Source organism: Clostridium pabulibutyricum (genome assembly GCF_058242705.1).
In genome coordinates this window covers 12,270-26,084 of the sequence record NZ_JBZAYZ010000012.1, presented here as the reverse complement: position 1 = coordinate 26,084, position 13,815 = coordinate 12,270, and the positions used below count along the sequence as shown (strand labels likewise).

Below are 13,815 nucleotides of genomic sequence, written 5' to 3'. Positions count from 1 at the left end.
TTAATGTTTGATGAATTTACGCAGGAAAGTGAAGAAGATATATTACAAAATATGCAAAATGACGTGGGAACTTCTGTTGACAGTAGTCAGGGTTCCTTTGTATTTGATGTACAGAAACCTGTGGCACATCAAATATACAATACAAGAGTTGACCTTAATACAGTGCTTATGTATGCTTTTGTACAAACTGCAAGTGATAAGTTTTTGGATTTAGCAGGGGAAGGACGTGGAGTATCTAGGGTTTTAGGAGAAAAAGCAACAAGCGAAGCTTTATTTAAAGGAAGGGCAGGTACAGTTGTTCCAGCTGAAACTTTAGTACAATCATCTTCTGATATAAGATTCTTAACTATAGGTAATGTTATTATTCCAGATGATGGAACTGCTAGTATAGGAATAATAGCTGAAGATATAGGTTCTATTTATAATAACTTACCTGCTAATTCTATAACACAGATTCCAATATCTATACCCGGAATTACATCTGTTACTAACCCAATTCCTACTAAGGGAGGAACGGACACTGAAGATGATGATGATTATAGAGTTAGAATTCTTCAAAGGTTAGCGCATCCTCCTTCTAGTGGAAATAAAGATGATTATATAAGGTGGGCAGGAGAGATATCCGGAGTAAAAGGTTCTAAAGTAATTCCGTTGGCAAATGGCCCCGGTACTGTAAAAGTAATTGTTTATGGAGATAAAAATCAACCACTTGATGAAAATATAATTCAAAATGTACAGAATCATATTGATCCGCCTTCACATGGATATGGAGAAGGAACTGCCCCTATAGGTGCAAGTGTGGAAATTGTTACACCAACAACTAAGGTTGTAGATGTTGTTATTAGTGGCCTAATTTCAGCTGATATTAATACTGCTAAAATTAATATAGAAAATAATCTAAAAGAATTGTTACTTTCTATAGGACCAGGAGAAACTTTAAAATTGGTTTCAGTAATAGCAACTATAGCAGATACAGATAAAACAGATGATTTTTCTACAGTGACTTTAAATGGGATTACAGGCAATATAACTTCGACAGACGAGGAAAAGATTATACTTGGGAGCGTAGCTTATGAATAATTATGAGTATTTTAGCGAGAAAAAGCCTGATTCTATTAAAGATAGTAGTATTTTTGATAAAGTATATGCATCTATTGGAAGACAGTTGGATAAATTGCTACGTGATAAAGAGGATTTAATATTGCAGTTAAATCCTCAAACTTGTACTTGGACAATTGATATGTGGGAAGATATGTGTGGTATAGAACATTCATCTCAACCTTTAGATATAAGAAGAGCAACTGTAATTGGAAAGTTATCACAAATATCACCTATAACTACAAAACGGATGGAAAGTATTCTTAAAAATTATGCTGATGATGTTCATATAGATGAATACTTTTCAGAATATCGTTTTGATGTAATATTGAAGACAAAAACAACATTGCACGCTTCAATTGATTATATAATGAACCAGATAGAAGAGCTGAAGCCTTGTCATCTTGCATATCAGTTAATAACTGATTATATATTAAGTATTTTAATTAAGCTTATATTTAATAGATGGTTCAGCGATATTTTAGATAGATGTGGTACCTTCACAACTTATGAAGATGGCTCTAAAGAATCTATAATAGTCACAAAGGGATGGAGTTTTCAGGAGTTTTTAAATTCTTATTTTAATAAGTATTTTGCAGATAAATTTATGATAGCATCTACTTCTACATTTGTTGATGAAAATGGATATTCTATTTTAAAAGTAATTAGTGAGAACTTTAGTAAATATTTTTCAGATAATCTTATGAAAGCATCAGAGGATACTTTTATCGAAGGCAAAGGGTACTCTGTAAATAAAAAAATATATAGTTCAATTCAAAGGTTCTTTTCAGAGCCTTTTTTAATTGCATCTGAAAATACTTTTATTGTTAGGAAAGGTGTTAGTTATAAGCAAACTTTAGATGAAGAATTTAATATGTATTTTTCTACAAAATTTAAAACATGTAGTGAAAATTTATATAGTGAAGGAGGAAAACTTATTTATGACAGCTGATGGAATGAATTTGTTATTTGATTTCTTTAGAAATAATTTATTGAAATGCCAGGTACTTGTAAATGGAAATTATATAGATGTAGCTATACAACGGTATGAACAGACTGATAATTCAATAAAGATATTCGTTTATATAGATGAAACTATTGTCGGAGAGATAACACAGTATAGGCTAATAAGTGTTGATGGAAAGGTATTTGATACAAAGAGTGATACTGTAACAAAAGATGATAGAGGCCTGCTTACATTGTTTGAATATCAAGTACAGGAGGGATGATTATATATGTCATATACTAGAACAAATTGGTTAGATGAGGTGCATGACCAAAATGGCAACGAAATTCAAAAAGGAACTCCATATTCAGCACATAATATGAACAATTTAGAAGATGGGGTTGATACTGCAAATAATATTGCAGGTGCCATGACTGCTGAGGCTATACAGAAAATAGGTGCAATAGAAAAAGAACTTGATAAATGGCAAAATCAGCGGTTACAGCAGGGGACAGTTATACTTTATAATAAATCAGTAATTGAGGGATGTAAAATAAATGCCATGCCTAGCAGTAGATATTTGCAATTTACAAGGACAGGAACATATGTTGAAGGCAATATTTCAAAAGCATATGTAGATGGAAAAATAATTGGTATAAATGATACTGAAATGCTTGCAATGGTACCTCAATATATTTTGGAAGGGCCAAATGTTTATTATGTTTACATTGATTATGATGCTGCAATTGGTAAATATAAGCCGTTTTTGGATTCAAAAGTGCCTGATGGGAAGTTAACTTTATACAAAATAACGGTACCTGCAGGTGACAATAAGATGGATTTAAGTTTAGTAAATATCCAGGACACTAGAAGAATAGAGACAAATAATATGTTTAGGAATACAGAGCCTTTTGCGCTTGTAAGTCTTCCTGGATATCCTCAGTTGAGCACTGATTATGCAATTTCTCTTACTGTACAATCTGCAAGTGATGTTGGAGCTGTGGGTGATTTGATTGCTTATGATAAGCAGGCCAATGGATTTAAAATAAAGGTTACTGGAAGTGCAGACAACGTTGAAATAAAATGGACTCTTATGAATCCAGGATTAAAATAAGGAGGCATTAAGGTGATAATAGAAGAAAAAAATCAAGGTAAAAAAATTAATTATTTAGTGAGTGATACAACTGTAAATTTTGATTCAACTCTCAGTATAAATCTTTCAAGGTATCAAAAAGATATAGAGAATGTAGTTGATATATGCCTAGATAATGATATGCAGCTTACAACAGGATTAGGTAAATGGTATGCGGCAAGCATTATACTACCTCCAAAAGAATATACAGAAATTGATACAGGGAAAGAAGACAGTGATGGTCATGAAATATATAACAAAATATTAAATCCATTAGATATGGAAAAAGTAAAATTAGTGTTATGGGCATTGCCTTATGGATATGAATTACAGGGAGGTAATAATTAATGAGTTTTATATATTCAGTAAAAGATACTTATAGAGCTGCAGTAGAAGCAGCAACAGGCGGTAAAAACACTGTAATGTATGATGATAAAGGCTATCCAAGCATTATGGTATGTATTCCTAAATTTTATTCGGATGAGGTAATGGATGGGGCTCCGCATTCAGCATGCTCTGCGTTTGTTGTAAATGGAGTGGAAAAGCCTTTTATATACATTAGTAAGTATCAAGCATGTGTTGTGGATGGAAGAGCATATTCACTACCGGGACGGGATCCAGCACAGAATATCAACTTTGATCAAGCACTTTCTTATTGCTATGCAAAGGGACAGGGATGGCATCTTATGAGTAAAGCAGAATCTGCGGCTATAGCTTTATGGTGTAAGAAAAATGGTTTTATGCCACGAGGTAATAATAATTATGGCAAAGATATATCAGCTTCATATGAGCATGGAGTAGAAACTGCAAAAGACTGGGATGGAGTCAGAACAGGACGAGTTGCAACAGGTTCTGGACCTGTAAGTTGGAGCCATGATGGAACACCTGATGGGATTTATGATTTGAATGGCAATGTATGGGAATGGAATTCTGGTATGAGGTTAAATGATGGTGAAATTCAGATTATTCCTGATAATAATGCAGCTATACAAAATGCTGATCATTCTGATGGAAGTACTTTATGGAAAGCTATAGTGCAAGATGGTTCATTAGTAGCTCCAGGTACAGCAAATACTTTAAAATATGATGCTTCAAATGCTAACGGGAGTGGTAATGTAATACTTAGCGAGGCTATTGCTAATAGAGGAACTGATTCAGTAAATATGGAAATGGTGTTTGAGTCAATGACTGCTTCAAGCGGGGTAACAGTACCGATACTTCTAAAATCCTTAGGGCTTTTTCCACTGGATACAGCACACGGTGGAGATCATATATGGGTTAGAAATAATTTGGAAAGATTTCCATTATTTGGTGGCACTTGGATCGATGGTTCTGGTGCCGGCGTGTTTGCCCTATCTTTGCTTGATAGTCGGAGTGACAACTCTAACAACGTGGGGTTCCGGGCCGCTTATGTTTTATAGGGTGCTGTGTTCTGACAGGGCGGTGATAACCGCCTAACAAATTTTGATAAAATATAACAAAGTTAAATATAAAAAAACAATATATGTTAGAATTTTATTGGTGGTACAATGGTTGATTTGAAAATAATTCAAAAGACTTACGATATGATTGAATATGGATATAATGCAATTGCTCAATTTCCAAAGTCTGAAAAGTATGCTCTTGGAAATGATATGAAAAGATGTATGCATAAAATTTTAGAATATGAAATTGTAGGTCATAAAAAATATTATAAAAAGACCACATTAAGAGATCTTGATGTGGAAGTTACCAAACTTAGGGCTTATACAAGATTAGCCAAAGATCTTGGATTTCTTCCGTTTAAAAAATATGAAGTGTGGTCTGGTTTTAATGTAGAAATAGGTAAAATGGTAGGTGGATGGATTAAATCTGCTAAACAATAAACTTTTGGGAATAGGCCGTAGCTTGGTGGCAATTGGAACAATGGTTCTGGTGCCGGCGTGTTTGCCCTAAATTTGAATAATAATCGAAGTAACAACAATAACAACGTGGGGTTCCGGGCCGATTTACTCTTGTGGCCAGAAGTTACAAGCTCATGGGCTTGTATCCAGTGCAGAGAGTTTAAGAATAAAGGGGCTTATTTCCATGCTGACAAAGCAAAAAATATATTAGTTATGTATGCTGATAGTAGTTTTATAATGAGATCCGCAAAGCATAACAAATTTACTGAGGAATCAAATGACAAAGCAAATTAAAAATGTATATTTAACTTTGTGTACTTATGAAAACTTGTATAAAGCTTATATACAAGCTAGAAAGTGCAAAAGATATAGAAATGAAATACTTGAGTTTTCATTTAACCTTGAAGAAAATTTATTGGATATTGGCAGAGAATTAAAAAATAATACTTATAAGGTAGGTTCATATAGAGAATTTTATATATACGAACCTAAGCAGCGGTTAATTATGGCATTGCCATTTAAAGACAGGATAGTTCAATGGGGAATATACCAATTATTAAATCCTGTATTTGATAAATCCTATATTTACGATAGTTATGGATGCAGAATAGGGAAAGGTACGTTAAAAGCAATCCAGCGACTTCATTATTGGCTAAGATTAGTTGGTAAAAAAGATAAAAAGTTCTATTATTTAAAATTAGATGTGTCTAAATATTATTATAGAGTAGATCATGAGATACTAATAGATATATTAAACAAAAGAATAAAAGATAATAGAATGATAGAAATTTTAAAAACTATTATAAATTATGAAGGAACTTTATTTGGCTTAAAACTTAATGGAGATGTTAATAATCTAGATGATAGAATCCCGGGTAAAGGAATACCTATAGGAAATCTTACATCTCAAATGTTTGCAAATCTATATTTGAATGAGTTAGATCAATATTGCAAAAGGACATTAAGTATAAAATACTATATTAGATATATGGATGATGTAATAATACTCTCTGATGATAAGAAACAGTTGCATGCTTATAAGAATTTAATTCAAAAATTTTTAGAGGAAAAATTAAAGCTGAATCTAAATAAGAAAACGGCTATTAGGCCTATTTCATGTGGTATAGAATTTGTAGGATATAGATTATGGCCAACACATGTAAAAATAAGAAAATCTACATCGTTAAAGATGAAAAAGAGAATTAAATATGTGAGGAAACAATATGAAAGAAAACAGCTCCCTTTTGAGAAAGTAAATGCTACAGTCCAATCTTACATGGGCATATTGAAGCATTGTAATAGTTATTTATTACAAGAACAGTTATTTAATAACTTGAATTTTAAAATTAATCATAACGAAGAGTGATATATTGTATCGCTCTTCTGATATTTTATATCGAATTAAGCCTGAAAATGTTTAAAAGCGTTACAATTCCCTTGAAAATCGATATAACAGGGGAGTGGTAAGGCATGATAAAAATACATTTATCTAAGCTTTTGGGTGAAAGAAGATGGACTCAGGCAGACCTTGCTCGGAAGACGGGTATAAGACCTAATACTATATCTGAAATATATAATGAGTTGGTAGAAAGAATAAATATAGATCATCTTGATATAATATGTGAAGTACTGGATTGTGATGTATGTGATTTGTTAGAACATATTCCAAATAAAAATAGAAGAAGTAATAAAAGGGCTTAGATAATTATTGTCTGAGTTCTTTTTTTATTGTTTAAAAATGCTAATGTTGGAGGCTAGATATGGAGAATAAATGTAGGGATTGTATCTATGTATTAAATCTAAAACAAGATGTAGTTGAGTTGAAAGGAGATGTTAAGTATGTAGACCAACGAGTAGGTGATATTGAAGTTAATGCAGGCGAAAGAAAGCAGCAAATGAAAAATATATTTAGTTCAATTAATGAGATAAAGGAGGATGTCAAGGAAATTAAAAATTCAAAGAACAAATTTGCTACCGGAATAATAAGTGGCGTAACTATTACAGTTATAGCTGCTTTTTTGCTGCAAATCTTTAGAACATTTCACTGGTAAATGAAAAGGAGGATAAAACTTGAAATTTAAAAATAGGATAATAACAATTGTTATGGCACTAGCCTTTATGGTTGGTGCTTTTTTTATTCCGTCAATTGTACAAGCACAAGTAGTATATAAAGGTGTTGACGTTTATGAATATAGTAATATTTCAAATTATCAACAGTTAAAGGATAGTGGAACAAGCGTTGTGATCCAAAAAGCTTCTGAAGGAATTAATTACGATGATAAATTACTTAATTATAGGGCCTCAATGGTTCCTAAGTATGGAATGAAAATAGGGTATTACCATTTTGCAACCAACAACAGACAGCCAATTGCACAGGCTCAGCATTTTTTGAATAGAATTAATGGACTTTATTCTGATACAGTTCTCTGGCTAGATATAGAAAATCAGCCTAATTGGACAAAATCTGAAGCAGTAAATTTCACAAATCAATTTATTTCTTATGTGCATAACAAAGGCTACGAAATAGGTATATATACAGGATTGAGCTTTTACTATGAGTATTTGCAGAATAATATTCCAGATGTTCCTTTGTGGCTTGCTAGTTATGGAAAACAACCATTGCAATTTCCGGATAGAGTGAGCTGGCAGTATACAGATACAGGGCATATATCAGGAATATTAGGATATGCTGATTTAGATTATTTTAATGATAATATATTTTTGGACAAGAATAAAATTCCTATTTCCCAACCTGAGGTACAAGCTAAGCCAGTGATAAATACATCTATAAAACAAGTTCAGGGACAGTTAAATAGAATAATGAACTCAGGTCTTGTTGAGGATGGCATACAAGGTCCACAAACTACACGAGCTATAACAAATTTTCAGTCTATTATGGGCTTGCAAGTGGATGGTATAGCAGGTACAAATACACAGGCAGCATTAAGTGAAATTTTATCTTTTCCTCAATGTCAATATGGAAATAGAGGTTATACTACTAAATATTTACAATGCAGATATCAAATAAGTACAGATGGAATTTTTGGGAATCAAACTGTGCAGGCAACTAAAACTTATCAATTAAGTCATGGTTTAGTAGCCGATGGAATTGTTGGCCCTAATACATGGAAGGCGTTATTTAGGTAGAGCTTTTATACTCTATCTTTAATTTTATAAAAGAGGTGGAATAAAAACATGAATAAATTAAATATTGATGATGTAATAAAAGTTGTTCATCCTGGAATGGGTGATGATGGCAAAGAAGGACCAGTAACAGGGATGCAAAAATGGCCCGATGGAACAATTGTGTATGACGTACAAATTCACTATGACTGCCCTGATGGAGGACAAGGATGGGATGGAGGAACTCAAGTTAAAGATGGAGAATATGAGATTGTAGACCATGAAGACAATAAAGGTGATTCTAATAAAGCTGCAGTTATCCTCGAATTAAAAGGTGTAGATGAATTCATATCAGGTCTGAATGGAATAGAAGCTCAACTTGATAGGATACTTGAAAAGAAAAAACAATTATAGAAATATAATTTTTGCTTTACAGCATTTCTTGTAAAGCAAAAGCTAGTTTAAGTTAAATTTGTAAAGTATGGAGGAGTAAAAATGTCAAATAATTTAATATTTATAATAGTAGGTTTAGCAGCTGGAGTAGGCGCTGTCATATTTATATTTTTCCCATATTTAAAAAAGAAAGGTATAAATATAAGTTCTATTCTAAGTGAGCTTAAGTCATTTTTAGAAAACACACAAAAATATTTAGATGCATTCAAAGCACTACAGCCTGAAAATAAAGCTATAAGTATATTAGACACTATAAATGAATACGCTCAGATAGCGGTAAAAGCAGCTGAACAATTGTATATTTCCTCTCAAATACCTGCGGATCAGCGAAAAGTAAAAGCATTGGAAATTGTATATGCTAAACTGAGGGAAATTGGAATTAATACAGATAATGAGAATATTAAAACCATTGTTTCAGGAATTATAGAAGCTACAGTATATGCATCTAAGACAAGTGATGAAATTGACATGCAACTGACACAAGTTGGGAAAACTCAAGTAGAAAAATTACAAGCACAGATTAATACTCTTACAGAAGAAAATGCAAAAATAAAAGCTGAAAATACTGCATTGCAACAAAAAATTTCTACTATACAAAGTACAGCTGCAGCTGTAGTACAGAAATAATTTAACCCTAGGATAGTTTAAAAGCTATTCTAGGGTTTATTTTTTATAAAATATGATTCAAAATAATAAATTGTGGTATAATATATTTAAAAGAAGCCATTGCGGTTTTTAGTTAAAAATTTTAGAAGCTAATTAAAATGCACTCCTCAGAAAGTGCATTTTAATTTTTTGAGTTTTTATCTTCGGCAGTTATAGAAATTTCATTTTCAGTTAACTTACCAATTGAAGATTTACCCTTGATTACTAATTTATCTTTTAAATATGTTCCTACAATCACCATAGCTGTTAAGCATAATGATGTAATACATATAGATATTACTATAATCACAGTATCGCTCATGTCGCCACCTCCCCTGCTGTCTATTACCGCAATGACCTCTTTGTGAGAGATAAAACCTGGAAGGTGGCTACCTCTAAAAATACTTATACTCTCTTAGATATTATAGCATAAATTTTTAATATAAATGAGATTAATAAACTTGTAACTTTGTTGTATATTAAAAAATAAAAGGAAATAAGTATCATAGTTAATTGGTTCTTTCCACTATTAGTTGAAAACTTAAATTTTCCCATAAATAAAACAAGTCTATTGCACAAAATCATAGCAAATATATTTTAATATCAACTAGCTTTGGAAAGAACCAGTTAATTATTAACTTTCCTACTTTTATGGTTTTTTATATATTTCTACAAAAATTTAGAAGGAATATGAAAATTTTTGTAGAAATTTTTATTATATAGTGTTGTATCTAATAAATAGCAATATTGAAAAATTATAATAATATAAAAGTGTATAAATATATTTTTATATTATTATAATAATGAAGTTGTGAAGTAAATATAGAACAGGAGGTATTAATAGTGTTTAAGTCATTAAATATTAATGGATGGAGACAATTCGAAAAAATTAATATAGAATTTCATGATAGAATGACAATATTAACAGGTGCAAATGGAGCCGGTAAAACAACAATATTAAAGATACTTTCTCGTCACTTTGGATGGCAATCAAATTTTGTTGCTACTCCTAAAAAAGATAAAATAAGTGGATTAATAAAGTATTTTACAAGTATATGGGATAATTTTATTAATAATACGGTAAACCAGGATTCAAAAGTTATTGGTAATATTATTTATAAAGATAATAAAATAGGAAAATTAATGCTTCCTCAACAAACAGGTAACTTATATGATATAAATATAGATAATATGCAATCTATTGATGGAATATATCTTCCATCACATAGACCAGTATATAAATATGCAAGGGTTGATAATATACCCACAAAAGTTCAAACAAAAAACGAGGCTTATAATATATATAAATCATCAATTCAATCAGATTATATTGATCAGTATTATAACGGAAAGAAACCCACTTATCTTATAAAAGAGATGTTAATATCTCTTGCAACATTTGGATATGGAAATCAAGTTATTATGCCTAATGAAAATGCATTACGTACATTTGAAGACTTTCAAAATATATTGAAAATTGTATTACCTCCTAAATTGGGGTTTGAAAAAATTGTTATTCAGATGCCTGAAGTTCTCTTAAAAACTAAGACAGGTACTTTTCCTATAGATGCTGTTTCGGGAGGGATAGCTGCAATAATTGATTTATCATGGCAAATATTTATGTATAATGATAAGAATAATTTTGTTGTAATTATTGATGAACCTGAAAACCATTTACATCCTGAATTGCAAAGGACTCTTTTACCAAACTTCTTAGAAGCATTTCCTAGTGCACAATTTATAATATCCACACATAATCCGTTTATTATTAGCTCGGTTTCTGATTCAAATGTATATGTACTAGATTATAATGAAAATAATGCAGTATCAAGTAAAAAGCTGGATATAATTAATAGAGCTGGTTCATCTAATGATATTTTAAGGGAAGTATTAGGAGTTCCATTTACAATGCCATTATGGGTTGAAAAAAAGATTGATAATATTATCGATGAATTCAATAATTCGGACATGAATAATGAAAGATTTAATCGTTTAAGAAATCAAATGAAAGATATGGGATTAGAAAAATTTTTCCCCGATACCATGGTTAGAATTATAGAAAAGGGTGAAAAAGATGATAAAACTAACTAAATTAGAAGAGCCACAATTGTTAAAGGAAAATAAAAAAAAATGGACGGAAAAGTATTTAAAATTATGTGAATTAAATGATAAAATACCAGATTCATTAAAATTTAAGTATAGAGATAAAGAAATAAAGGCACAAATAAAGAAGGAAACTCATGATAAATGTGCTTATTGTGAAAGTAAAATAACTCATGTTTCTCCAGGAGATATAGAACATATAATACCTAAATCATATTGCAAAGAGCTAATTTTTGAATGGACAAACTTAACTCTATCTTGTGAACAATGTAATAGAACTAGAAAAAGAGATTATTATAATCCAAAAGAGCCTTTGATAAATCCATATATAGATAATCCATCACAACATTTAATGGCTTTAGGAGTATTTATAACACATAGGCCAGGTGACAAGAAAGGAGAACTAACAGAACAGATATTAGAATTAAATAGAAAAGAATTAATTGAACGTAGAACTGAGCGTCTAAAATCACTTGTAAATTTAGCTGATAAATATGCAAATGAGAATAATGTACAATTAAAGGAAATATTAAAGCAGCAACTTCTAGAAGAGGCAAATGATGATAAAGAGTATTCTTTTGTTGTAAGAGAATATTTGAAAACAATTAACGTAATATAAAAATATTGTTTTAATTATTGAAGAAATACATATTTGAATTTGTTTAATATCCTTATAAATGTGATTTGCTGTTTAAAATAAATAATGAGGCTTTTAACACATTTTTAACACATTAGTTATATATTCATGTAGAAAGGTATCTTTTTTTATAGTGGAATAAATGTGTTAAAAGAAGTATTATCAATTGGTGTGGATAACTATCTACTGTTATCTTTGGCAAAATACGAATCCAGAGGCCGGGAGTTCGAGTCTCCCTGGGTGCACCAGTATTAATGCTTTCACGATATCGTGAGGCCTTTTTTATTGCCAAATAACACAACCACCATAAAAATATATAAACACAAATAAAAAGACGCCCTATGAATTTATAGAGCGAACAAATCATTTAACCTATCTACAGCTTTTATCTTTTGTCTTGGAAGAACATGAGTATAAACATTAGCAGTCGTCGAAATATCAGCGTGACCTAAAAGTTCCTGCACTGTTTTCAAAGGAATATCTGCTTCAAACAATCTTGTAGCATAAGTATGCCTCATAGCATGAAAATTTTTATATGAAATATCAGCACGCTTTAAAGCCTTTTGTAACTTCTGGTTATATTCTTGGCATCAGTAGGTTCACCAATAGCATTTGGAAATACCAAATCATTATCTACATATATATCTCTCGCTTTTAATTTCTCTTCTGCCTTTTTAGTTCTGTAGCTATGGCAGATGGTATAGGAATAGTTCTTTTACTATTTTTGGTCTTCGGTTCCTGGACAATTAATAGGGTATTATTAATTTTTAGGAGGTTATTATAATGGCTAAGTACAGGCAGCTCCATACTGATTTCTGGAATGACGGATTTGTTTTAGATTTAACTCCCGAGGAAAAGTTTTTTTACATATACTTGATGACTAACTCGAATACTACCCAGTGTGGTATTTATGAGCTCCCTAAGCGAATTATAGAAACCCAGACGGGTTACAAATAGAGAAACAGTGGACAAACTGCTTCTCAGATTTCAGGAGTATAAAAAGATATTTTACCTGGATGAAACAAAAGAAATAATGATTCTAAACTGGATTAAATACAATAAGCCTAACAATTTAAATGTTGTAAAATGTGTCAATAGAGAACTTAAAAATGTTAGAAACAAAGAATTTGTTTCACTATTTTATAAACACTGTATTAGTGAATAACTGGATATTGAAAGTATTTTTGATGGAATAGGAATAAGGGATTCTGCTGATTTCTGGAAATGAAGCTGTTAAGGATTTAAAAGAGCCACTTACAAGCCCCTTGGAAGGGGCTCACAAGGAGCTTGTAAGTAAAGAAGTGATAAACAAAAAATAATAAACAATAAGCAAGAAGTAAGGAGTAATAAGAGTACAGATGAACCTGTACCTTTTTTAATTAAACTTAAAGTTATCGAAGATAGAATATTAGAGGATTGTAAAAATAATAGAGTTCCTTTAAATTTAGGAGAATTGAAAACAGCGGTGAATGTTTTTGTATCTGATGATAGAAGAGCTAGAAGGTGTATGGTTATTGGATATAGTGGAGAGTATCATAGTTTAAAAGCTCTTAGTGTATTAGGAATTTTCTATATTCTTAGAGATTATTTAGATAAAGAAAAAGCTGCTGCATATATAAATAAATTTCATGAGCTTAGTTTCAAGATATGTGATAATAAAAACAATATGATTAAAAAAAGTGGAGAGGATATAATTGACCTGTTATATGCAGGAAAGCTTGTTTTACTTAAAGATGGTAATATAAAATTAGTAGATTAGAAATAAGTACTGGTTAAAGCTGGTGCTTATTTTTTG

19 protein-coding genes are annotated in these 13,815 nt (G+C 30.9%); 17 read left to right on the top strand and 2 right to left on the bottom strand.

Annotation, left to right across the window (positions count from 1 at the left end; translation table 11 throughout):
• The first annotated feature begins 3 nt into the window (after window positions 1–3).
• The 13 genes from AC4CVH_RS12220 (at window position 4) to AC4CVH_RS12160 (ending at window position 9,262) form a co-directional block, all read left to right on the top strand.
• Window positions 4–1,080 (top strand): baseplate J/gp47 family protein, encoded by a 1,077-nt coding sequence (locus tag AC4CVH_RS12220; protein WP_490788033.1) that lies wholly within the window; start codon window positions 4–6, stop codon window positions 1,078–1,080.
• The gene (locus AC4CVH_RS12215; RefSeq protein ID WP_490788032.1) at window positions 1,073–2,050 is read left to right on the top strand and encodes a putative phage tail protein; all 978 of its coding nucleotides are present in this window, start codon (window positions 1,073–1,075) and stop codon (window positions 2,048–2,050) included. Before AC4CVH_RS12220 ends, AC4CVH_RS12215 begins: the two co-directional genes overlap by 8 nt.
• Window positions 2,040–2,327, top strand: a complete 288-nt coding sequence (locus AC4CVH_RS12210; RefSeq protein ID WP_490788031.1) for a hypothetical protein — start codon at window positions 2,040–2,042, stop codon at window positions 2,325–2,327. The genes AC4CVH_RS12215 and AC4CVH_RS12210 overlap by 11 nt, the downstream gene beginning before the upstream one ends.
• 6 nt (window positions 2,328–2,333) lie before the next feature.
• Window positions 2,334–3,158: a hypothetical protein gene (locus tag AC4CVH_RS12205; RefSeq protein ID WP_490788030.1), complete on the top strand. Its 825-nt coding sequence runs from the start codon at window positions 2,334–2,336 to the stop codon at window positions 3,156–3,158.
• 12 nt (window positions 3,159–3,170) lie between these two features.
• Window positions 3,171–3,524 (top strand): hypothetical protein, encoded by a 354-nt coding sequence (locus AC4CVH_RS12200; RefSeq protein WP_490788029.1) that lies wholly within the window; start codon window positions 3,171–3,173, stop codon window positions 3,522–3,524.
• The gene (locus AC4CVH_RS12195) at window positions 3,524–4,597 is read left to right on the top strand and encodes an SUMF1/EgtB/PvdO family nonheme iron enzyme (protein ID WP_490788028.1); all 1,074 of its coding nucleotides are present in this window, start codon (window positions 3,524–3,526) and stop codon (window positions 4,595–4,597) included. The genes AC4CVH_RS12200 and AC4CVH_RS12195 overlap by 1 nt, the downstream gene beginning before the upstream one ends.
• 108 nt (window positions 4,598–4,705) lie before the next feature.
• A complete protein-coding gene (gene avd / locus AC4CVH_RS12190) occupies window positions 4,706–5,041 on the top strand; it encodes a diversity-generating retroelement protein Avd (protein ID WP_490788027.1) in 336 nt (111 codons plus the stop codon).
• Between the two features lie 295 nt (window positions 5,042–5,336).
• Window positions 5,337–6,425, top strand: a complete 1,089-nt coding sequence (locus tag AC4CVH_RS12185) for a reverse transcriptase domain-containing protein (protein ID WP_490788026.1) — start codon at window positions 5,337–5,339, stop codon at window positions 6,423–6,425.
• Window positions 6,426–6,529: 104 nt separating this feature from the next.
• Window positions 6,530–6,760 carry a helix-turn-helix domain-containing protein gene (locus tag AC4CVH_RS12180; RefSeq protein ID WP_490788025.1) on the top strand — a complete coding sequence of 77 codons (231 nt, stop codon included), beginning with the start codon at window positions 6,530–6,532 and terminating at the stop codon, window positions 6,758–6,760.
• A 59-nt stretch (window positions 6,761–6,819) separates the two neighbouring features.
• Window positions 6,820–7,110, top strand: a complete 291-nt coding sequence (locus AC4CVH_RS12175; RefSeq protein WP_490788024.1) for a hypothetical protein — start codon at window positions 6,820–6,822, stop codon at window positions 7,108–7,110.
• Between the two features lie 19 nt (window positions 7,111–7,129).
• Window positions 7,130–8,206 (top strand): GH25 family lysozyme, encoded by a 1,077-nt coding sequence (locus AC4CVH_RS12170; protein ID WP_490788023.1) that lies wholly within the window; start codon window positions 7,130–7,132, stop codon window positions 8,204–8,206.
• Window positions 8,207–8,254: 48 nt separating this feature from the next.
• Window positions 8,255–8,596, top strand: coding sequence for a hypothetical protein (locus AC4CVH_RS12165; protein WP_490788022.1), 342 nt, complete (start codon window positions 8,255–8,257; stop codon window positions 8,594–8,596).
• Window positions 8,597–8,677: 81 nt separating this feature from the next.
• Window positions 8,678–9,262 (top strand): hypothetical protein, encoded by a 585-nt coding sequence (locus AC4CVH_RS12160; RefSeq protein WP_490788021.1) that lies wholly within the window; start codon window positions 8,678–8,680, stop codon window positions 9,260–9,262.
• 160 nt (window positions 9,263–9,422) lie between these two features.
• On the opposite strand, the gene AC4CVH_RS12155 is transcribed toward AC4CVH_RS12160, so the two are convergent.
• Window positions 9,423–9,602: a hypothetical protein gene (locus tag AC4CVH_RS12155; RefSeq protein ID WP_490788020.1), complete on the bottom strand. Its 180-nt coding sequence runs from the start codon at window positions 9,600–9,602 to the stop codon at window positions 9,423–9,425.
• Window positions 9,603–10,123: 521 nt separating this feature from the next.
• Here AC4CVH_RS12155 and AC4CVH_RS12150 point away from each other — a divergent pair.
• Both AC4CVH_RS12150 and AC4CVH_RS12145 read left to right on the top strand, forming a co-directional pair.
• Window positions 10,124–11,371 (top strand): AAA family ATPase, encoded by a 1,248-nt coding sequence (locus AC4CVH_RS12150; protein WP_490788019.1) that lies wholly within the window; start codon window positions 10,124–10,126, stop codon window positions 11,369–11,371.
• Window positions 11,355–12,002: an HNH endonuclease gene (locus AC4CVH_RS12145; RefSeq protein ID WP_490788018.1), complete on the top strand. Its 648-nt coding sequence runs from the start codon at window positions 11,355–11,357 to the stop codon at window positions 12,000–12,002. The genes AC4CVH_RS12150 and AC4CVH_RS12145 overlap by 17 nt, the downstream gene beginning before the upstream one ends.
• A 365-nt stretch (window positions 12,003–12,367) precedes the next feature.
• Here AC4CVH_RS12145 and AC4CVH_RS12140 read toward each other — a convergent pair whose 3' ends face one another.
• On the bottom strand, window positions 12,368–12,562 hold the full coding sequence (locus AC4CVH_RS12140) for a tyrosine-type recombinase/integrase (protein WP_490788120.1): 195 nt from the start codon (window positions 12,560–12,562) through the stop codon (window positions 12,368–12,370).
• A gap of 241 nt (window positions 12,563–12,803) precedes the next feature.
• Between AC4CVH_RS12140 and AC4CVH_RS12135 the strand changes: the two genes are divergently transcribed.
• On the top strand, window positions 12,804–12,977 hold the full coding sequence (locus AC4CVH_RS12135) for a hypothetical protein (protein ID WP_490788017.1): 174 nt from the start codon (window positions 12,804–12,806) through the stop codon (window positions 12,975–12,977).
• 508 nt (window positions 12,978–13,485) lie between these two features.
• Window positions 13,486–13,779: a hypothetical protein gene (locus AC4CVH_RS12130; protein ID WP_490788016.1), complete on the top strand. Its 294-nt coding sequence runs from the start codon at window positions 13,486–13,488 to the stop codon at window positions 13,777–13,779.
• Window positions 13,780–13,815 lie beyond the last annotated feature (36 nt).